We start from the raw sequence: 19,130 nt of genomic DNA, 5'->3' as shown, positions 1-19,130 counted from the left end.
CCTCTACCATTTAACAAACAAATCAAAAGTAAACCTATCAATAATTTTATTCATCTAACTTAAATTCGAGAATCTTAGCATAAAATAACACGTAAAATATACACATTCCTTTAATAATGACTCCATGACTCACTATATTTTTCAATAAGGTTAGGGCGTATAAGTGTATTTGGTTGTAATTCGATCTGCCTACCTTTGCTATCATAAAACGTACCATCTTCATCTTTCCCAAAATAAGTTAGAGCTAATAACATCTCCTCTGTTAAAAACTTAGTTTCAACCTCTAGTTGGAATTTGTTTAAATCAATTTCTTCCCTAGAAGCCATAATAAAACCCCAATTTCCAAAACTCGGAATGTCCACATGGAAATTTTCTGTATATAATCCCGTTTCCTTTACTGTTCGATCTATGGTCCAATATACTTTTGTAGCAAAGACAGGGCTTGTTGACTGAATCATTATTTTACCACCTGGCTTTAAATGATTACGAAGTAACGAATAAAATTCAACCGTATATAACTTATTTAATGATTCATTATTTGGATCAGGTAAATCAACAAGAATCACATCAAACCATTCATCTGATTGTTCCATAAATTGAAAAGCATCTTGATGAATAACATTTAATCGTTTATCTTCAAACACACCTTCATTTAACTTAACGATATCAGGATGTGTTTTTGCAAGTTCAACAACACGAGGATCAAGGTCAACCATTGTAATTTGTTTTACATCTTCATACTTTAATAATTCTCTTGTGGCTAACCCATCTCCTCCTCCTAATATAAGTATGTTTTCTCGATCAGATGCCAACGTCATTGGCGGATGGACGATCATTTCGTGATAACGATATTCATCTGTTGAACTAAATTGAAGTGACCCATTTAAGAATAACCGTACATCATCGTTTCTTTTCGTTACGATTATATGTTGATAAGCTGTTTCCTCTGAATGAATTATGGGGTCTCGGTAGAGCTTTTGTTCAAATGTAAAAGCAATTTTTTCCCCAAACATTAAACCTGCAAACAATAAAATAATAATTGCTATACCGACAATAAAATAACGTTTAAATTGCTGAATTTCTTTCTGAAACAACCATAGAACCCATACAGCCACAACAGCATTAATAATTGCGACAAGAAATGCTGTTTTCACTAATCCAAACTTTGGTCGTAACAAGAAAACAAATAATAATCCGCCAATTAATCCGCCAGCATAATCAGAAAACAATACACGTGCTGTACTCCGATTTAACTCAACACCTATTTCATTTGCCTTTCGAATTAATATTGGTAACTCAAGTCCTGTTAATCCACCTATTAATAATGTAACTAAATATAAGAAAAATGCATCTGTACCCGGTGCTAAGTACGCTGTAATTGAAAAGAGAAGGAAACTTGAGAATCCCCCAATTAAAGCTACCGAAAACTCAATAAGTACAAAAGCGAGAATTAATTTTTTCATTACCTTCTCACTAATTGAAGCTCCAATTCCCATGCCTGTTAAAAATAATGAAATTGTTAGCGTGTATTGTTTCACACCATCGCCAAGTATATATGACCCTAATGCACCAAACAGCACCTCAAATATAATTCCACAAATGGAAACGATACCTGAGGCCCAATATATTGCTCTAGTATTCCGTTCTGCTGCTCTTGTCATCATTTCATTTGCAACCTCTTTCATCTACATTTAAAAAGTCGAACCCTCAAATTATAAATTCGAGGGTTCGATAGTCGATTTATCTTATGTAATTGACGCTCCAATTACAAATGCTAATCCAACAGATACACAAAAGCTTATAATACCAACTGCAATATTACGTTGTTTTAATTGCTCCTCTACTGAAAAGCGCCTTGTTAAAAATTCAAATAATAAGTAAGCGACCATCTGTAATACAATTCCAATCGCTCCCCAAATTAACGTATCTATAATTGAATAATTTGTATATATCGAGAACATTAAAATAATACTAATCCCTATAATTTTCCCGCCGATTGATAGGGCTACAGCATAATTTCCTTCTTCTACCTCTTGCCAATCCTTATATTTTGTCGTAATTAGTTCAAAAACAAACAATCCAACAACTATAATTGCCACAGCTGCTAGAAAGTAATAAATCGTTAATAAAAATGGTTCCATCTTCTACACCCTTTCTTCTATCATTTCCCAGATCCTGGTCCACCGCCACGCACTGATGAAGAATACCCTCGGAAATCAGGCTTACTTGTAGACCCTTTAGAACTTACACTACCTTTAGATCTTACACTACCTCCAGTTCCTCCATATCCATGATAGCAATCTCCATAACCTTCATAACAACGATTCCTTTGCTTTTTGCCCCAATCATCAACATCTAATACTTCATCAAGTACCCATAATAGGAGTAAACCATCGAAAAAATCAGGTGAGAAATTATCTCGGACAAACCCATATTCTGCAAGTTCTATATTAGTACCTTCACCGTCTTCTGTAAGCACAACAAAATATTGTGGATTATCATAAATAATGACTTGTTTCCCATCATGAATATCGCTTAAATCACGAGGGAGAAATTGATTTACTATATCATTCGACACTTGTATTAGTGATTTTGCATTTGCACGATATACACTTGAAATATCCCCACTGTTCGTACTACTATTTATCGTCTCTACATACTCATAATTGTCTATTATAAAGTCTTGAACATTGTCATAACTCTTCACTTGTTCTTCTACAGGTTGTTCAACTTGTTCTTGTGAATTTTCTTCATCTTGCTGTTTTATTGGTTCAGTCGGTTTTTGTTCTGTTTGTTTTGGTTCTTCTAACACTATTTCTGGTTCTTCAAATTGACTCACTTCATTATTTGTACCACAAGCACTTACAATTAATAAGAGTATAACTACAAAAGTCCCTCCTATTCCTCTTAGCATCATATCACCTCTTATTCTATCAATATGGTTATTATTAACATAAAAAAAGGGGAAAGATTATTTCCCCAGTTTTTTCTTCAACTCAGCAAGTTCATCATCGACATCATTCGTTTCTAATGCCTCAAATTCATCGTCTAAAGAACGATTTGAACTACGTAGGTCTTCACTTGTTTCAGCTTCAGCTTCGTACTGCATCACTTTCTCTTCCATTCTTTCAAAACCACGGCGAGATTCTTCACTTCCAATACTAGACATTGTACGATTCATTTTCGTACGTGTTTTGGCTGACTCTGCTCGTGCTTTTAATGAATCTTTCTTTAACTTCATTTGTTGATATTCAGATTTCATCTCATCAAGTTTTTTCCGTAAATGCTGTGCATCTTCACGTGCTCTTGTGTATGCCCCATCTAATTGTTCGACGTTTGCTTGATGACTTTTTTTATCTTCTAATGCACGACGTGCTAAACCTTCATCCCCAGCTTCAAGCGCTTTTAATGCTTGTGCTTCTCGTTTTTCAACAAGTGCTTTTGCATCTTTTAACTTCTTCTCTAACATCTTTTCATTTGCAATTTGCTTAGCAATAGCTGTCTCAGCATCGCGAATATCGGCTTCCATTTCACGCATATATTGTTCAAGCATTTTCACTGGATCTTCAGCCTTATCGATTAAGGCATTCAGCTCAGAACCTACAACAGTTTTTACACGTTTAAATAATTGAAACATCTTAATTCCTCCTTAACTTCCTGCAAGTATTTTGATTTCAAATGAGTCAATTTCAAATCCTTCACTAACTTCAATCTCTGAACCCCATATTTCAATTGATAAAAAGTTTTCATCTTGATTATCAGCTAAATCAAAGTAACGGACATTCATTCCACTAACATTTTTTCCTCTACCTTCACCACGAACATTTGCTATTCCTTTCTCATCCAAATGATAAGTACGCTCATTATATTCAATTTTATCAGGAATTGGCTCTGTAAGATTCAAGTTAGCAGTTCGATATATTCCTAACTCTAATTCATCATCCATTTCTACACTTAACCAAATTGATTCATCTGTCCCCTCAAGTTGATAAGCATGCCATTGAAATCCATGATCGTTATAGGAAAGCTTTCCAACAACTTGATAATCCATCAAATCATATGTGACGATGTCTCCAACCTTCATATTAAAAACCGTTCGTTCTTCTATTTCTGGTTCTTTTTGCATCTTTTTGAACACTCTTTTCATGAAACTCACTTTATCACCCCATCTTTCCCCTTCACCTTAAATTGTACGTTCTCTTTCTAACATCATTCATTAAAGCATGTTCCACTATATATTAACGATGTAAGTAACGTAAAGTTTCATCTTTTTAATATCATATCATATAAAAAAAGCAGAACCTCCATAATAATGGAAAATCCTGCTTTTCATTTATTATTTTCTATTATCAGACCGATTCATATTTGAAGATTGTTCAACTACACCACTTTGATAGGCGTTTGTAATTTGATTAGATGTTTCTTGTTCCCCTTCTTCATCATAGAAAAAAGGTTGTTTGTCTTTCTGTTCTTTCTTCATAACATCACCTCCCTAAAAAAGGATGACTATCACTAACTAATTGTTACATATTATTCGAATTTTTTTGAGAAACTATTCCTTCAAGAAAACTTTTCCATGCTATACTATAAGTGACTTCAAATGTTAAAGGAGGAATTTCGAATGAGCTTACGTTATTCTAATGTTTTAGTTGCGGTTGATGGATCAAAAGAAGCTGAAAGAGCATTTAATAAATCTGTTAGTATTGCTAAACGAAATGATGCAAACTTAATCATCGGTCATATTGTTGATACAAAAACATATGCAACAGTTGAAGCATACGATGGTACTATTGTTGAACGAGCTGAAAGATATGCAGAAGAGTTTCTCGAAGAGTACAAAACAGAAGCAATTGACAGCGGTATCAAAAATGTAAAAACCGTGATCGAATTTGGCTCTCCAAAGGTTAGAATTTCTAGAGAGCTTGCTCCAAAGCATGAAGTCGACCTAATTATTTGTGGTGCACAAGGTCTAAATGCTGTTGAACGATTCTTTCTCGGTAGTGTTTCCGAGCACATCACACGATATGCAAAATGTGATGTTTTAATTGTCCGTAATGAAGCTGAAGCTGAGGCTGAATAGCATAAAATCTACATCTACCCTCAAGCTGATAGAACATGAGAATAATCAACTTTGAATATAATAATTACTTAACTAATCAAAACACGAAAAACATTGGTATTTTACACCAATGTTTTCCGTGCTTCTATAATCGCTTTTTTCACTTGAGCAAAACCAGTTCCACCCAAGCTCTCTCGGCGTTGCACAACGATTTGAGGTTCTAACACATCATAGACATCTTCTTCGAATAATTCCGATCCAGACTTATATTCTTCAAACGGAAGATCAAGTAAGTATATATGTTTTTGAATGCACGTATAAACAAGTTTTCCTACCACTTCATGTGCTTCTCTGAACGGCATCCCCTTCGATGCTAGATAATCAGCAAGTTCTGTCGCATTCGAAAAGTCACTACGGACAGCTTTTTCCATTGAATCAGTATGAATTTTCATCGTCTCTATCATACCTGCGAATATTTTTAACGAACCTTTCACAGTATTAACAGCATCAAACATTCCCTCTTTATCCTCTTGCATATCTTTGTTGTATGATAACGGTGTACCTTTCATTACTGTTAATAAACCGAATAAGCTGCCATAAACTCTCCCTGTCTTACCACGAATTAGCTCCGCCATATCAGGGTTCTTTTTTTGTGGCATGATGCTACTTCCAGTTGAGAAAGCATCATCCATTTCAATGAACTTAAACTCTTCACTTGACCATAAGATTAACTCTTCACAAAAGCGTGACATATGCATCATAATCATTGAAGAATTAGAAAGAAATTCGATAATGAAATCTCTATCACTTACTGCATCCATACTATTTTGATAGACTGCTTCAAATCCTAATAATTCAGCACTATACTCTCTGTCGATTGGGAATGTTGTTCCTGCTAAAGCACCAGCACCGAGAGGAGAGATATTTATACGTTTATAAGAATCTATCATTCGCTCACGATCACGTTGAAACATCCAAAAATAAGCCATTAAATGATGTGCAAACGATACAGGTTGTGCTCTTTGTAAATGTGTATAACCTGGAAGAATTGTTTCAACATGTTGCTCTGCTTTATCTATTAACACTCGTTGTAACACTTCAAGTTCTTCTTGAATTTCTTGCACTTGTTTTCGTAAATATAAGTGCATATCTGTTGCTACTTGATCATTTCGACTTCTTCCTGTATGCAGTTTACCACCTACTGGACCTATTTCATCAATTAGCATCTTTTCAAGGTTCAAATGGATATCTTCATATGCAACAGAATATTCAAGATCTCCTTTTTTTGCTTTTTCCATTAGTATAAGAAGTCCGTCCTTAATTAGCTCTGCTTCTTCATTTGAAAGAATTCCACACTTAGCAAGCATCGTAACATGTGCTAGGCTACCCTCAATATCCTCTTCAACTAACGCTTGGTCAAACGGGATCGACGCATTGAACTCATCGACCCATTCTTCAGCCGTTTTTTGAAATCGTCCACCCCATAATTTCTTCACACTGTCACCTTCTTCTTCCCATTCACCATGCTATGCACTTGTGTTGGAAGTCCCCATAGCTTTGTAAACCCTACTGCTGCATTATGATCGAATTCATCATCAGATGTATACGTCGCTAATTTCTCATTATAAAGTGAATAATCAGATTGACGCCCTTCTACAATTGCATGACCTTTGAACAACTTAACACGTACTTTTCCTGTTACACTTTTTTGAGTTTCTTTCAAAAATGCATATAGTGCATCATTTAGAGGAGAAAACCACAAACCATTATAGATTACCTCTTCAAATTTCATTTCAATTACAGGCTTAAAGTGTGCTGTTTCACGAGGTAGAGTCAAATCTTCAAGTTCTTTATGTGCCTTAATTAACGTGATTGCAGCTGGACATTCATACACTTCACGAGACTTGATACCAACTAGACGATTTTCAACGTGATCAATACGTCCCACACCATGTTTTCCTGCAAGTTCATTCAAATGTTGAACTAATTCATGAAGTTCAAATGTTTGCTCATTTAATGAAACTGGCTTACCTTCTACAAACTCTATTTCTATTACATCTGCTTCATCTGGAGCATCTTCAATTGAATTTGTTAAGTCATATGCATCTTCCGGTGGGGTTGCCCACGGATCTTCAAGAATGCCACATTCGTTGGCACGTCCCCAAAGATTTTGATCAATAGAATATGGACTGTCTAGCTTAACTGGAACAGGAATATTATGTTTCTTCGCATATTCAATCTCTTCTTCACGTGACCAACTCCACTCACGCACAGGAGCAATTACATCTAATTTTGGATTCAAAGCAGAGAAAGAAACCTCAAAACGAACTTGATCATTTCCTTTCCCAGTACAACCATGAGCAACTGCAACTGCGCCTTCTTGCTCCGCTACTTCAACTAATTTCTTAGCGATTAATGGACGAGACAATGCTGAAACTAACGGATACTTATTTTCATACATCGTATTTGCTTGTAACGCAGGAAGAACGAAGCTTTCTGCAAATTCTTTTTTCGCATCGATGACAACAGATTTAATCGCTCCAACCGTTAGAGCTTTTTCTTTAATAAAATCTAAGTCCTTCCCTTCACCAACATCTAAACAAACTGCAATAACATCATATCCTTGTTGCTCCAACCACTTAATTGCTACCGATGTGTCTAATCCACCTGAATATGCTAAAACTACTTTTTCTTTTACCGTCATGACTGACCTCCTATTAATACGCATAATAATACTTGTAAATTAATAATTATACATAATTCCCAATAAAGAATGAGGATGTCTGAATGCCGTCATCCTCAAAAGTTTCATTTCAATTTGATATTACATACTGTAACAACTTTCAATCCACTTTTCAATAGTTATACATTAAAAAGTATAAAAATTAATTTTGTTCTATTCTAAATTTTAAAATACTTATATTCATAGCCAACAGTATCATAGTGATGTAAAATTAAATAAAAGAATCCATGATTCGGAGGTGAAAAAGGTGGATCGATTTTTTACTTATGATGACCAGCTAGGCATAGATTTACCTTCATTGGATCAACCGTGGGAAAATTATACAGACCAGATACAACAAGCTATACTATCACATTGGGAAAAAGTTCGTGGTCAAATTCCTGATCGTATCGCTGAATTAGAACATACAATTAATCAAAAACAAGCGTACTTAAATGTTGAAGAAAATTTTGAACGCTCTTGTCTACTAAATTCACAAATATCTGACCTTGCTTCCATTATTAATGATTTATGGATTTGGTATCGAACACATGAAGAAGTGAACATTAAGTTACATGCGTAAAACATCTGTATTATCCCAAAATACTGTAAATCTATTAAAAAATGATGACATGAAAATTGAATAAGCATAGAAAATAGGCCAACTTTTTTTCTATTAATAAAACTTCCTCCAATCAAGTGATTTTCTCTCTTGATTGAAGGAAGTTTTACATTACTGTATTATAATCAAGTGTAGATATTACTCTTATTGAAGCGCTTTCTTCATTATGACAGAGAATGTACTTGCTTCACTTCATCATATTCTTTCTTAAACTGAGCAACGATTTCACGAATAGGTTTAACATCTTTAATTTGCTCTACTCCTTGACCAGCAGACCAAATATCTTTCCATGCTTTCGCACCTGAAGCATTTACGCTTGAGACATCAATTACTTCTTTCTTCTTTAATTGTGAAACATCAAGTCCAGCCTTTTCAATACTACCTTTTAAGTAATTGGCTTTTACACCTGAGAATGCATCTGTATAAATTAAGTCATCTAACCTAGATTCTATTAACATTTCCTTATATTCCGGTCTTGCAATACTTTCACTAGCATTGATAAATCGTGTCCCTACATAAGCCATATCCATTCCCAATACTTCTGAAGCTAATACATCACGACCATTTGAAATACAACCTGCAAGAATTGTAATGCCATCCCAAAATTCTCGAACAGCACCTGCAAATGCAAAGCTATTAATAACACCCGCATGTCCACCTGCACCTGAACATACAAGAATTAATCCATCAACTCCTGTTTCAGCTGCCTTCTTCGCGTGTGGAATGTTACTAACATCTGAGAATACCAATCCACCATAACTATGAACAACTTCAACTACATCTTTCGGATGACCAAGTGATGTAATAACAATCGGAGGTTGATACTCTTTCACTAATTCTAAATCTGGCTTATACCGATCGTTTGATGGATGTACGATTAAATTCACTGCCCATGGAGCCACTTTCCGATTCGGCTCATTAGCTTTCACTTCCTCCAACTCTTCAATAATCTTACTCATCCATTGCTCCAAAAGCTCATTTGTTCTTGTATTTAGCGTGGGGAAAGAACCTACAATACCTGCTTTACAACTTTCAATGACTAACTCTGGACTTGAAACTAGAAACATTGGCGCAGAAATTACAGGTAGTTCTAAATTCTCCTTAATGTGATTAGGTAACTTTGACTTTACATTCATTCCTATCCACTCCCTATTTAAATTAAGAATATACTAAATACTTCGATAATAAAAAATCATTCTCCTTTAAATCTTGCTATTTTTCTTGTTCGACATTGCTTGAAACCGTTCCTTAAAATCATTTGAACTAAATGAAATTCCTTGAGCAAAGGCTTCATCATTTAATACTTGATCGAAAGTCATTTCATAGCTATGATTTAACGTTTGCTTCATCATTCCGATCGCAACTGTTGCACTTTCAGCAAACTGGTTTGCAAACGATTCAGCTCTTATCATCAATTGATTATGTTCAACTACTTCTAATATCATTCCAATGTCCAACGCTTCTTGTGATGTTACATTCCTTCCTGAAAACATCAGCTCTTTCGCCCTTTGTACACCTACTAAACGAGGCAAAAAGTACATACCTCCAAAATCAGGAACTAATCCGATTTTAGAAAATATTTGAGTAAAAGTCGCCTGATTGGAAGCGATTACAAAGTCACATGCTAAAGCCAAATTACAGCCTGCCCCAACAGCATAACCATTTACGGCTGCAATTACTGGCTTTTCTATGTTGACTAATTTTTTTAACAGTTCATGACCTTTTTGCATATACCTTCGACCTAACACTGCATTTAATTCAGGGAAATCATTCAAATTGCCTCCTGAGCAAAAAGTTGTTCCGGTCCCTGTCAAAATGACTGATCGAATCACTTCATCATATTGAATGTAATTAATTGCATGCGTTAATTCATCAATCACCTGAGAAGATAACGGATTTCGTTTTTCAGGTTGATTAAGAGTCAATACAGCACATGAATCTTTAATCTCTAGTTTAATAAAATGATAATCCATGCTCTATCTCCCTTTATTTGTTTTTATTTACTAATATTTTTAACACTCCCTCTATCACAACATCACCATGTTGATTGAAGATCGATTGTTTTGCTGTTATCACACCTGCATTCTCTTTTTCTTTCAAATCAACGACTTCTAACTTGACTGAAACTGTATCATTAATGAAAGTAGGTTTTAAAAACCGTAATCGCTCAATCCCATAAAAGGCTGCAACAACCCCTTTTTCCATTTCAATTAGTCCGGTACTAATCGATAAAATTAACATCCCGTGTGCAATTCGTTGTTTAAATGGCGTACTCTTTGCGTATTCAATATCTGTATGAAGCGGATACCAATCACCGCTTAATGCGGAAAACATGACTAGATCCGTTTCAGTGACTGTCCTACCATTCGATGCCCAACAATCACCTACTTGGAATTCATTAAAAAACTTTGTAAACAATCCAACACCCCCAACACTTTGAAATTCTACTATCAATAAATAGTCTATTTTCTAACCGGTATGTTCCTTAGTTTCGTTTTCAATATTTTCCCTGTTGCATTTCGAGGTAATATATCTAGAAATTCAAGATGATTAGGTATTTTATATTTTGCTAGCTTACCTTCACAATGTTTTTGTACCTCATCTATTGTTATAAGACGTTCAGAATCGTGCAAAACTACATATGCCTTCGGGATTTCTCCCCATTTTCCATCTACTAATCCAACTACTGCAACATCCTTTACATTAGGATGTTTATATAACACTTGTTCAATTTCCGCAGGGTAAATGTTTTCACCACCACTTATAATCATATCCTTCTTACGGTCTACAATATAAATAAAACCTTCATCATCCATCATGGCTAAATCTCCTGTATAGAACCATCCATCTTTAAGTACTTTTTTCGTTTCAGACGGTTTGTTCCAATAACCTTTAAATACGTTAGGACCTTTTACTAGCAGTTCTCCTACTTCACCATCACTTACATCTTCATCATGTTGATTTACAATACGTACTTGCGTATGCATCGGTGTTTTACCAACCGATCCATTTTTCCTCTTTACATCTTCCTCATCTAACAAACACACGAAAGGTGCAGTTTCAGTCAAACCAAAGCCTTCATAAAAGGGAACATTTAATTTTTGGAAAAACTCAATAACAATTAACGGACACGGGGAACCACCCGCTATATTTATGCGTAAAGATGATAGATCTGTTTTATTAAGAGCTGGCGAATGCATAAGTGCCATCCACATTGCCGGAACGAGGAATAATGTCGTCACTGAATGTTTTTCAATCTCCCTTAACACTTCATCAGGCTGGAATACATCCTGAAGAATCACAGTACCGCCTTTGTATAAAATCGGAGTTGCAAAAATATTCATTCCACCGATATGAAATAATGGAGCAACTGTTAATGACACATCACGGTGACTAAGGGATAAATATTGAATGGCATTAACCGCATTCCATTGTGTATTACCATGAGTTAACATGACACCTTTCGGCTTGCCTGTTGTTCCTGAAGTGTACATCATCATATGAACATCATCTTCTTCAAGTTCAAATTGAGGCTCTTGATCAGAATTCTCCTCAATTAAACTTTCATAAACTATATAATCTTGTGTTCGTGTATCACCGACTTGAATAACATGATTGATTGTTGTCACATTTTTCACAGCAACTTCAACTACATTGCTCAAGCGGTTATCATAGATGAAGCATTGACAGCTAGAGTCTTTCAAAATATATTCAACTTCTTCAGCACTTAAACGATAATTTACTGGTACAAATATTGCTCCAATCTTCGCACAAGCAAATAATGTTTCCATTAACTCATTAGAATTAAAAAGTAGGACATTCACTCGATCACCATGTCTTATCCCTAACTCCATTAAGCTATTTGCTAACTTGTTCACTCTTGAATTGAATTGTTGATAAGTAAATTGTTTATCCTTATATTTAAGTGCTATTTTTTCTGGACGCTGCTGACTATGATAAACGATCCACGAACCGATTCCTTTATCCATTTATACTCTCCTCCTATTTTTTAACATTAGCCCATCTTGTTAACTTGTTTGTAATGTGCTGTGTGCATGCTCCTTACCTTGTGCTTTTGAATCTTTCCAGTTGAAGTCATCGGTAATTCATCAACGAATAGAACATCCTTTGGTACTTGAAAACTACCGAGATTTCGTTTACAGAAAATGATAATCTCTTCTTTAGTCAACTCAGCATCCTTTTTGGGAATAATAAAGGCTGTTACTGCTTCATTCCATTTTTCATGTGGAAGCCCTACGACAACAACGTTTTCAACCTTGTGATGATTAAGAATCGTCTGTTCTACCTTTATCGAAGCAACATTTTCTCCACCAGTTTTAATTACATCTTTTTTACGGTCGACAAAAACCATTTGCCCATCTTCGTCCCAGTAACCAAGATCACCAGTATGATGCCACCCTGATCGTCTCGTTTGTTCAGTTGCTTCTTTATTGTTCAAGTAACCGTTCATGACATTAGGACCGCGATGCACAATTTCTCCAACTTGATTATTAGTAAGAAAATTGCCTTCATCATCCATAATTGCCGTATCATTAATTAAGCTACTTGTTCCCCAATAAGAACCAAACCGTCGTAACTGCTCTTCGGACTTAAAGATCATTGTCGCTGGATACATCTCCGTTTGACCTGTACCAAGATGAAAATCAGCATCGAATTCTTGTATTGCTTTCTCTAATGATTCACGGTCAATCGGTGCCATAGCATATACACATGTCTTTAAGGAAGATAGGTTATATTCCGCTCGTTTAGGATGATACAATAAAGCTTTGTACATCATTGGGAGAGCAAACATAAAATTAATACGCTCTTTTTCAATTAATGCCATAAGCGATTCTGGGTCAAACCCATTAATAACAACGTTTGTAGCCCCAATATTTAAAAAGGATGTAAGGAAAGTATGCTGTGCACAATGAAAAATCGGCATCATAATAGTAGGTTTGTCTTGAGGAGATAAGTTTATTTCAATAATATTAGTAAGGCTTGACATATAGACACTTAGGTGGCTAATCATGACCCCTTTTGGGTTACCAGTTGTGCCACTTGTAAACATTATTTGTGCTGTATCACGATCTTGAATATCAACTCTTGGTTCATTAGAAGATTCATTAACGAAGGCAGACAAAAATGATTGTTGTGAAATAGAGGAATTATTATCAAAATAGAATAATGAATGTTGCTGCAAATGTTCAGAATCTTTATTTAAAAACAAAGGATCATCGAGTATTGTTGATGCTTTCACTTCATTCAAAATATACTTTTTTTCTTCAATCGATATCATCGGATTAATTGGCACCCACGTTAGACCTGCTTTTGCTATTCCATAGATTGCAATAATATGTTCATATGAATTTCCTGCAATTGTAGCAATACAATCACCTTTCTTATAACCATTATTTAATAAATGATTCGCATACTGATTACATAAATCGTTTAATTGTTTGTACGTTAGCTGAATATCTCGATCCTTTATTGCAACTTTTTCTGGAAACCTAGCAGTTGTTCGCCTTATAATATCACCAATTGCTACTCGATTCATCTCATTAATAATCATTAAACTCCTCCTTTATTGTCAATTTCAAAAGGTAACTTGTTCACCTATTAATCAGCTATACCAAACCTTTTCACAAGAATTTCATTCATAATTTGAGTCGTTCCACCACCAATCGATTGTATGCGGGCATCCCTCCAATATCGTTGAACATCATATTCCATCATATAACCTGCACCACCATGAATTTGTAACGCTTGATCACATACACGACTTACCATCTCTCCTGCATAAGCTTTCGCGATCGTTGCTTCTGTCGTTACATCCTTCCCTTGACTGTATAAGTAAAGTGCTCGATACGTCATATTTCTAGCTTTCTCTATATCAATTTGCATATCTACCATTTTGTGACGCAACACTTGAAAATCTGATAAAGGTTTACCAAATTGAATTCGTTCTTTACTATACTTTTTCGCGGCTTCTAGTGTTATTTCTGCAAGTGCAACGGATGACAACGATAACATGATTCGCTCCCATTGGAAGTTTTTCATGATATAATAAAAACCTTTATGTTCTTGACCGATTAAATTTTCTGTTGGTACTAACACATTTTCTAGAAAAAGTTCACCAGTATCAGAGCTCCGCCAACCTAGCTTGTTCAATTTTCCACCTGAACTAAAACCTTCCGAATCAGTATCTACAATGAATAAACTAATGTTTTTATGTGGTGGAGCTTCTCTCGTTTTTGCTGCAACGATTACATAGTCTGCAGAAATACCATTTGTAATAAAAGTCTTCGAACCATTTAAAATATATTGATCATCTTTTTTTACTGCATTCGTTTGTAAATTTGCCACATCGCTACCCGCATTCGGCTCTGTTATACCTAATGCTGCAATCGACTCTCCCTTAATAGATGAAGTGATATATTTTCTCTTTTGTTCTTCACTCCCGAAAGTCAAAATAGGTGTCATCGCAATTCCAATATGCGCTCCAATCGCAGCTCCAACCCCTGCTGCTCCACATTTAGCAAGCTCTTCTATTAATACTGCTTCGGTTACCACATCTAATCCTAATCCACCATATTGCTCGGGTACTTTTATTCCTAAATAACCGAGTTCAGCCATTCTTTCAAAGAGCTGTCTAGGAATCTTACCATCTCTTTCCCACTGATTGATATGCGGTCTTATCTCTTTATTAACAAGTTTTCGAATCGTTGCGCGAAAGATCTCATGTTCTTCAGAAAATATCCAGTGACCCATCCAGCTAACCTCCTTTACTATATATCCATTTGCTTAGAGATGATTTCCTTCATAATTTCATCTGTTCCCGCACCAATTCGATATAATCGAGTATCTCTCCAAATGCGTTGAACAGGATTCTCCATCATGTATCCGCTTCCACCAAAGATTTGAAGAGCTCGATCTGCTACCCAATGAGACATTTGTGCCGTTGAAATTTTCGCAATCGAAATTTCTTTGCTTGGTACTTCCCCATTTGAAAATCGATACGCAGTCGCGTACGTTAGCTCTCGGCAAACTTCTACCTCTGTCTTCATTTGTACTAACATATGTGAAATCACTTGGTTATGAATAAGTGGCTGATTAAACTGCTTTCTAACCTTTGCATATTCGAGTGCTTTCTCATAAGCAAATTCCGCCATTCCGACCGCACCCGCCGCGCTAATCATTCTCTCCCCTTGTAATTCCCACATAATTTGGGCAAATCCACTTCCTTCAACACCTAACAAATTTTCATGTGGAACACGGACATCTTCAAAAATTAATTCAGCAGTGTCAGATGACCGCATACCTACTTTATCTAGCTTTTTACTAATTGAGAATCCAGTTCGATCCGTCTCTACTAAAAACAAACTAATCCCTTTATAACCTGGGTCTTTTGATGTTCGAACTACGAGCGTCACGAAATCAGCTCTCGGACCATTTGTAATATAGGTCTTCGATCCGTTAATAACCCACTCATCTCCATCCCTGTACGCATGCGTTTCAATTGACGCAACATCTGAACCATGATTTGGCTCAGAAATACCGATAGCTGCAATTTTTTCACCTTTAAGTGCGGGTTTTAAAAATTTCTCTTTCTGAGCTGCTGTACCAAATTCATTAATTGGAGGAGTTGCCATATCTGTTTGAACTGCAACAGCCATTGGGAAACCACCTGCTCCGCATTTTGAAAGTTCTTCTGCAAAAATAAGGCTTGCAAAATAGTCCCACCCTTGACCGCCTACTTCCTCAGGATAACGTAAGCTTAGAAATCCTAAATCTCCCATTCGTTTCATAATTGATCGTGGAAATTCACCTGCTTCTTCCCACTCATCTATAAAAGGTGTTACTTCTTTCCGCACAAACTTACGAATTGTTTTCCTTAACTGCTCATGCTCTTCAGTAAAATACGGGACATACTCCATTACTAGTCACTCCTTTCCTAAACCACTTCCAATTACTCCTCAACAAACATCGAATGAGGAACTTTAATTTCAAGTCGTAATAAGTTGGCACCAAAACACTTCCCTAAATTATCTAAACGTAACGAATTTGACCCGCCACCACCAAGGGCATTCGTACAAACAAAGTTGAACGCATGCACATTCGGTAACTCGTAACGTGTAACCTCGCCTTCTACCAATCCCTTAAAATGATTCTTCACTTTCTCACTTGTCACTTGTTCTTTAAATAATTGATACCAACGTTCATCTTTTGCTATTAATCCAATATTAACGGTATTACCTTTGTCACCAGAACGAGCCAATGCAACATCCTTCAACTGAACAACAGTCATCATTACACCTCCTGTATATGAATACTAATTTGTTCCTCTACTAACTCACGAGGTATAAAAGATGCCCACATCCCTATTAATTGTCGTGGAGGGATATTACCGATAAATGCCCCCATACTAGGAGGTCCATTTAATGCTAGTGGAGGAAACAACCTTGGGAAAGTCATTGCTTCTTTTTTGGTTGTTGTGCGAACTGCCATTCTAAGAAAAATTTCATTCACATGATGATCAGCCCTGTGTGCCAATGGCCCATGTAAAGCATCATAACCGATAAAATCCGTTTGAATCTCCTTGTATGCAAGCCCTTTCTTTTTGATTTGAAGACGAATTATTTCTTCAGCTTTTTTCGCTTTATTCATCGCATCAGGCCATGAATAACCTGTAATTGCTTGACCGACATAACCATCTTCATATCCCATAACGACCTTTAATTGTTCTGGTTTTGGCTTACCTTTCGTCCCAGATATCTTCACCTTATTCACGTCTATCTGTTCTAATTGAACTTTTGTTAAATCGACAATGACATCAGGTGTTACGTATGCATTAGGATCATGAATCTCATACAACATTTGCTCTCTAATCGTATCAAGATTGACGAGACCACCTAGTTCATCTAACTTAGTAATGATAAATCCACCATCTTCATAGACTTGAGAGATTGGATAACTCATCCTGTCCATATGCTCTATCTCATCCCAATTACCACTAAAATTTCCTCCAATCGATTGAGCAGAACATTCCATGAGATGCCCCATAAATACACCGCTTGCTAGTTTATCCCACTCGTTTTCACCCCATTGAAATTCATAGATTAATGGTGCTAGAAATTGAGCAGTATCTGTCGTTCTTCCTGTAATAACAATATCAGCACCTTCTCGTAACGCACGTACGATTGGTTGTGCCCCAATGTACGCATTAGCAAATAATAACCTTTCTTTAACCTTTGAAATAGATTCTCCTGTTTCCCAATGGTCAAAAGAAACTCCTCTTTCAACCCATCGATCAAAAGTATCAAAGAGATTATCACCTGTAACAACTGCTACTTTCAAATTATGAATCCCTAGTTGCTGAGCTACACGCAAAACTTCTTGCTGAGCACCAATTGGATTAATCCCACCTGCATTTGTTAACAATTTGATTCCTTTCTCTTTAACATACGGTAAAAGTGCTGTCATAGAAGAAGTAATGTCTCTTGTATAACCGAGTTTTGAATCTTTTTGTTGATCTTTCGTTAATATCGCCATCGTTAGCTCTGCTAAACAATCAAAACATAGATAATCAACATTCCCTAACTTCGCTGTTGCAACTGCTGAATCAATATGATCACCGTAAAAACCTTGTGCTGCACCAATTCGTACAGATTTCAATTAAATACCTCCTACCTCAATAACAAGGTCATTCTCTTGAATGAAACTACTTTCTGTTACATGCACAGTTTTAACAACTCCGCTTGTTGTTGACTCAATTGGTATTTCCATTTTCATCGATTCAAGAATGACAACAACATCACCAGCTTGAATATGATGTCCTTCTTCCACTAATACCTTCCAAACATTACCGCTCATCGGTGCTGTCACTTTCATCGTTATCTACACCTTTCAATTAATAATTGAAATCTTCTAAGTTCCTGACCAGAGAGGTTTTCGTTTTTCTAGAAATGCTGTTGCACCTTCTTTTAAGTCATTGCTCTTAAATGAAACCGCTCTTAACGTCGATAAATAATCAAATGATTTCATAAAATCCATTTGTTCTGTTTGAAAGTATGAATCTAGTGCCAGTTTTACTGCTAATGGACTATGTGAAGCAATGAGTTTAGCCGTCTGCCAAACCTCTTCTTCAAACTTCTCATCTTCAACCACTTGATGTATAAGCTCGTATTCAGCTGCTTTATCTGCAGATAAAATTTCTGCTTTTAACATTAGCTCCATCATCCTGCGTTCACCGACGGCTCGACGAACCCATGGTAAAATGACGAATGGTACGATTCCAAGCCTTAACTCTGTCAAACCAAGTTTTGCTGATTTTGTTGCAATTGCAATATGACACATTGCAGCTAAGCCTGTTCCCCCTCCTAACGCTGCACCATTAACTGCAGCAATCATTGGAGTTTGTACTGTTGCTCCAAGCTTAAAAAGCTCATTGCTACTTTTCCCATCAAAATATAACTGAGGGACCGTCTTTTCAAAATTATTTTGAAATTCATTTAAATTACCTCCCGCTGAGAAGGCTTCACCTGTACCCGTAATAATCATGACATGAATATGCTCATCCTTATCTGCTGTTTGAATTGCATGAACTAACTCAGTCAACAACTCTTCGGTAAGTGGATTTCTTATTTCCGGTAAATTCAAAGTGATCTTCGCAATATGCTCATGCACTTCATATAAAATCGTTGTATAGTTCATCCATTCATTCCTTT

At 36.0% G+C, this 19,130-nt stretch carries 21 protein-coding genes; 2 read left to right on the top strand and 19 right to left on the bottom strand.

All coding sequences use genetic code 11. The features are described from left to right. Positions 1–110: 110 nt before the first annotated feature. The 6 genes from BFG57_RS14080 to BFG57_RS19065 form a co-directional block, all read right to left on the bottom strand. Positions 111–1,664: a polyamine aminopropyltransferase gene (locus tag BFG57_RS14080; protein ID WP_069718130.1), complete on the bottom strand. Its 1,554-nt coding sequence runs from the start codon at positions 1,662–1,664 to the stop codon at positions 111–113. A gap of 81 nt (positions 1,665–1,745) precedes the next feature. Continuing rightward, positions 1,746–2,141 (bottom strand): DUF350 domain-containing protein, encoded by a 396-nt coding sequence (locus BFG57_RS14075; protein ID WP_069718129.1) that lies wholly within the window; start codon positions 2,139–2,141, stop codon positions 1,746–1,748. A 20-nt stretch (positions 2,142–2,161) separates the two neighbouring features. After that, positions 2,162–2,914: a DUF4247 domain-containing protein gene (locus BFG57_RS14070; RefSeq protein ID WP_069718128.1), complete on the bottom strand. Its 753-nt coding sequence runs from the start codon at positions 2,912–2,914 to the stop codon at positions 2,162–2,164. Positions 2,915–2,971: 57 nt separating this feature from the next. Next, complete coding sequence (locus tag BFG57_RS14065; protein ID WP_069718127.1) at positions 2,972–3,637, bottom strand: PspA/IM30 family protein; 666 nt, start codon at positions 3,635–3,637, stop codon at positions 2,972–2,974. A gap of 12 nt (positions 3,638–3,649) precedes the next feature. Then, on the bottom strand, positions 3,650–4,147 hold the full coding sequence (locus tag BFG57_RS14060; protein ID WP_342670319.1) for a DUF4178 domain-containing protein: 498 nt from the start codon (positions 4,145–4,147) through the stop codon (positions 3,650–3,652). Between the two features lie 189 nt (positions 4,148–4,336). After that, complete coding sequence (locus BFG57_RS19065; RefSeq protein WP_175428362.1) at positions 4,337–4,480, bottom strand: hypothetical protein; 144 nt, start codon at positions 4,478–4,480, stop codon at positions 4,337–4,339. 141 nt (positions 4,481–4,621) lie between these two features. Here BFG57_RS19065 and BFG57_RS14055 point away from each other — a divergent pair, with 141 nt between their 5' ends. Then, positions 4,622–5,080 carry a universal stress protein gene (locus tag BFG57_RS14055; RefSeq protein ID WP_069718125.1) on the top strand — a complete coding sequence of 153 codons (459 nt, stop codon included), beginning with the start codon at positions 4,622–4,624 and terminating at the stop codon, positions 5,078–5,080. A gap of 101 nt (positions 5,081–5,181) precedes the next feature. Here BFG57_RS14055 and argH read toward each other — a convergent pair whose 3' ends face one another. Further along, complete coding sequence (gene argH, locus BFG57_RS14050; protein ID WP_069718124.1) at positions 5,182–6,555, bottom strand: argininosuccinate lyase; 1,374 nt, start codon at positions 6,553–6,555, stop codon at positions 5,182–5,184. Next, positions 6,552–7,763, bottom strand: a complete 1,212-nt coding sequence (locus tag BFG57_RS14045; RefSeq protein WP_069718123.1) for an argininosuccinate synthase — start codon at positions 7,761–7,763, stop codon at positions 6,552–6,554. The genes argH and BFG57_RS14045 overlap by 4 nt, the downstream gene beginning before the upstream one ends. A gap of 286 nt (positions 7,764–8,049) precedes the next feature. Between BFG57_RS14045 and BFG57_RS14040 the strand changes: the two genes are divergently transcribed. Beyond that, positions 8,050–8,364, top strand: a complete 315-nt coding sequence (locus BFG57_RS14040) for a hypothetical protein (protein WP_069718122.1) — start codon at positions 8,050–8,052, stop codon at positions 8,362–8,364. Positions 8,365–8,567: 203 nt separating this feature from the next. Here the strand turns inward: BFG57_RS14040 and BFG57_RS14035 are convergent, their stop codons facing one another. The 11 genes from BFG57_RS14035 to BFG57_RS13985 all read right to left on the bottom strand — a co-directional run bounded on the left by BFG57_RS14035 (position 8,568) and on the right by BFG57_RS13985 (position 19,116). Further along, positions 8,568–9,539 (bottom strand): NAD(P)H-dependent flavin oxidoreductase, encoded by a 972-nt coding sequence (locus BFG57_RS14035; protein ID WP_069718121.1) that lies wholly within the window; start codon positions 9,537–9,539, stop codon positions 8,568–8,570. A 66-nt stretch (positions 9,540–9,605) separates the two neighbouring features. Beyond that, positions 9,606–10,376: an enoyl-CoA hydratase/isomerase family protein gene (locus BFG57_RS14030; RefSeq protein WP_069718120.1), complete on the bottom strand. Its 771-nt coding sequence runs from the start codon at positions 10,374–10,376 to the stop codon at positions 9,606–9,608. Between the two features lie 13 nt (positions 10,377–10,389). After that, positions 10,390–10,821 (bottom strand): MaoC/PaaZ C-terminal domain-containing protein, encoded by a 432-nt coding sequence (locus BFG57_RS14025; protein WP_069718119.1) that lies wholly within the window; start codon positions 10,819–10,821, stop codon positions 10,390–10,392. A 44-nt stretch (positions 10,822–10,865) separates the two neighbouring features. Further along, complete coding sequence (menE, locus tag BFG57_RS14020) at positions 10,866–12,392, bottom strand: o-succinylbenzoate--CoA ligase (protein ID WP_069718118.1); 1,527 nt, start codon at positions 12,390–12,392, stop codon at positions 10,866–10,868. Positions 12,393–12,418: 26 nt separating this feature from the next. Next, a complete protein-coding gene (locus tag BFG57_RS14015) occupies positions 12,419–13,975 on the bottom strand; it encodes an AMP-binding protein (RefSeq protein WP_069718117.1) in 1,557 nt (518 codons plus the stop codon). Between the two features lie 47 nt (positions 13,976–14,022). Continuing rightward, positions 14,023–15,174 carry an acyl-CoA dehydrogenase family protein gene (locus BFG57_RS14010; RefSeq protein WP_069718116.1) on the bottom strand — a complete coding sequence of 384 codons (1,152 nt, stop codon included), beginning with the start codon at positions 15,172–15,174 and terminating at the stop codon, positions 14,023–14,025. A gap of 17 nt (positions 15,175–15,191) precedes the next feature. Beyond that, positions 15,192–16,340 (bottom strand): acyl-CoA dehydrogenase family protein, encoded by a 1,149-nt coding sequence (locus BFG57_RS14005; RefSeq protein ID WP_069718115.1) that lies wholly within the window; start codon positions 16,338–16,340, stop codon positions 15,192–15,194. Positions 16,341–16,372: 32 nt separating this feature from the next. Next, positions 16,373–16,711 (bottom strand): AtuA-related protein, encoded by a 339-nt coding sequence (locus tag BFG57_RS14000; RefSeq protein WP_069718114.1) that lies wholly within the window; start codon positions 16,709–16,711, stop codon positions 16,373–16,375. Positions 16,712–16,713: 2 nt separating this feature from the next. Next, entirely contained in the window at positions 16,714–18,078 is a 1,365-nt protein-coding gene (locus BFG57_RS13995; RefSeq protein ID WP_069718113.1) for an acyclic terpene utilization AtuA family protein, read from the bottom strand. Further along, complete coding sequence (locus BFG57_RS13990; protein ID WP_069718112.1) at positions 18,079–18,294, bottom strand: biotin/lipoyl-containing protein; 216 nt, start codon at positions 18,292–18,294, stop codon at positions 18,079–18,081. Positions 18,295–18,330: 36 nt separating this feature from the next. Beyond that, a complete protein-coding gene (locus tag BFG57_RS13985; protein WP_069718111.1) occupies positions 18,331–19,116 on the bottom strand; it encodes an enoyl-CoA hydratase/isomerase family protein in 786 nt (261 codons plus the stop codon). Positions 19,117–19,130 lie beyond the last annotated feature (14 nt).

The sequence above is a fragment of the Bacillus solimangrovi genome, assembly GCF_001742425.1.
Classification (GTDB): domain Bacteria; phylum Bacillota; class Bacilli; order Bacillales; family Bacillaceae_N; genus Bacillus_AV; species Bacillus_AV solimangrovi.
Note: the sequence above shows the minus strand (reverse complement) of the source record. Positions and strands in the feature narration are given on the sequence as shown.

Bases quoted from the DNA above. Each gene is read 5' to 3' on its own strand.
- BFG57_RS14080 (WP_069718130.1), bottom strand. From the start codon at position 1,664: ATGATGACAAGAGCAGCAGAACGGAATACTAGAGCAATATATTGGGCC.
- BFG57_RS14075 (WP_069718129.1), bottom strand. From the start codon at position 2,141: ATGGAACCATTTTTATTAACGATTTATTACTTTCTAGCAGCTGTGGCA.
- BFG57_RS14070 (WP_069718128.1), bottom strand. From the start codon at position 2,914: ATGCTAAGAGGAATAGGAGGGACTTTTGTAGTTATACTCTTATTAATT.
- BFG57_RS14065 (WP_069718127.1), bottom strand. From the start codon at position 3,637: ATGTTTCAATTATTTAAACGTGTAAAAACTGTTGTAGGTTCTGAGCTG.
- BFG57_RS14060 (WP_342670319.1), bottom strand. From the start codon at position 4,147: ATGAAAAGAGTGTTCAAAAAGATGCAAAAAGAACCAGAAATAGAAGAA.
- BFG57_RS19065 (WP_175428362.1), bottom strand. From the start codon at position 4,480: ATGAAGAAAGAACAGAAAGACAAACAACCTTTTTTCTATGATGAAGAA.
- BFG57_RS14055 (WP_069718125.1), top strand. From the start codon at position 4,622: ATGAGCTTACGTTATTCTAATGTTTTAGTTGCGGTTGATGGATCAAAA.
- BFG57_RS14045 (WP_069718123.1), bottom strand. From the start codon at position 7,763: ATGACGGTAAAAGAAAAAGTAGTTTTAGCATATTCAGGTGGATTAGAC.
- BFG57_RS14035 (WP_069718121.1), bottom strand. From the start codon at position 9,539: ATGAATGTAAAGTCAAAGTTACCTAATCACATTAAGGAGAATTTAGAA.
- BFG57_RS14030 (WP_069718120.1), bottom strand. From the start codon at position 10,376: ATGGATTATCATTTTATTAAACTAGAGATTAAAGATTCATGTGCTGTA.
- menE (WP_069718118.1), bottom strand. From the start codon at position 12,392: ATGGATAAAGGAATCGGTTCGTGGATCGTTTATCATAGTCAGCAGCGT.
- BFG57_RS14015 (WP_069718117.1), bottom strand. From the start codon at position 13,975: ATGATTATTAATGAGATGAATCGAGTAGCAATTGGTGATATTATAAGG.
- BFG57_RS14010 (WP_069718116.1), bottom strand. From the start codon at position 15,174: ATGGGTCACTGGATATTTTCTGAAGAACATGAGATCTTTCGCGCAACG.
- BFG57_RS14005 (WP_069718115.1), bottom strand. From the start codon at position 16,340: ATGGAGTATGTCCCGTATTTTACTGAAGAGCATGAGCAGTTAAGGAAA.
- BFG57_RS14000 (WP_069718114.1), bottom strand. From the start codon at position 16,711: ATGACTGTTGTTCAGTTGAAGGATGTTGCATTGGCTCGTTCTGGTGAC.
- BFG57_RS13990 (WP_069718112.1), bottom strand. From the start codon at position 18,294: ATGAAAGTGACAGCACCGATGAGCGGTAATGTTTGGAAGGTATTAGTG.
- BFG57_RS13985 (WP_069718111.1), bottom strand. From the start codon at position 19,116: ATGAACTATACAACGATTTTATATGAAGTGCATGAGCATATTGCGAAG.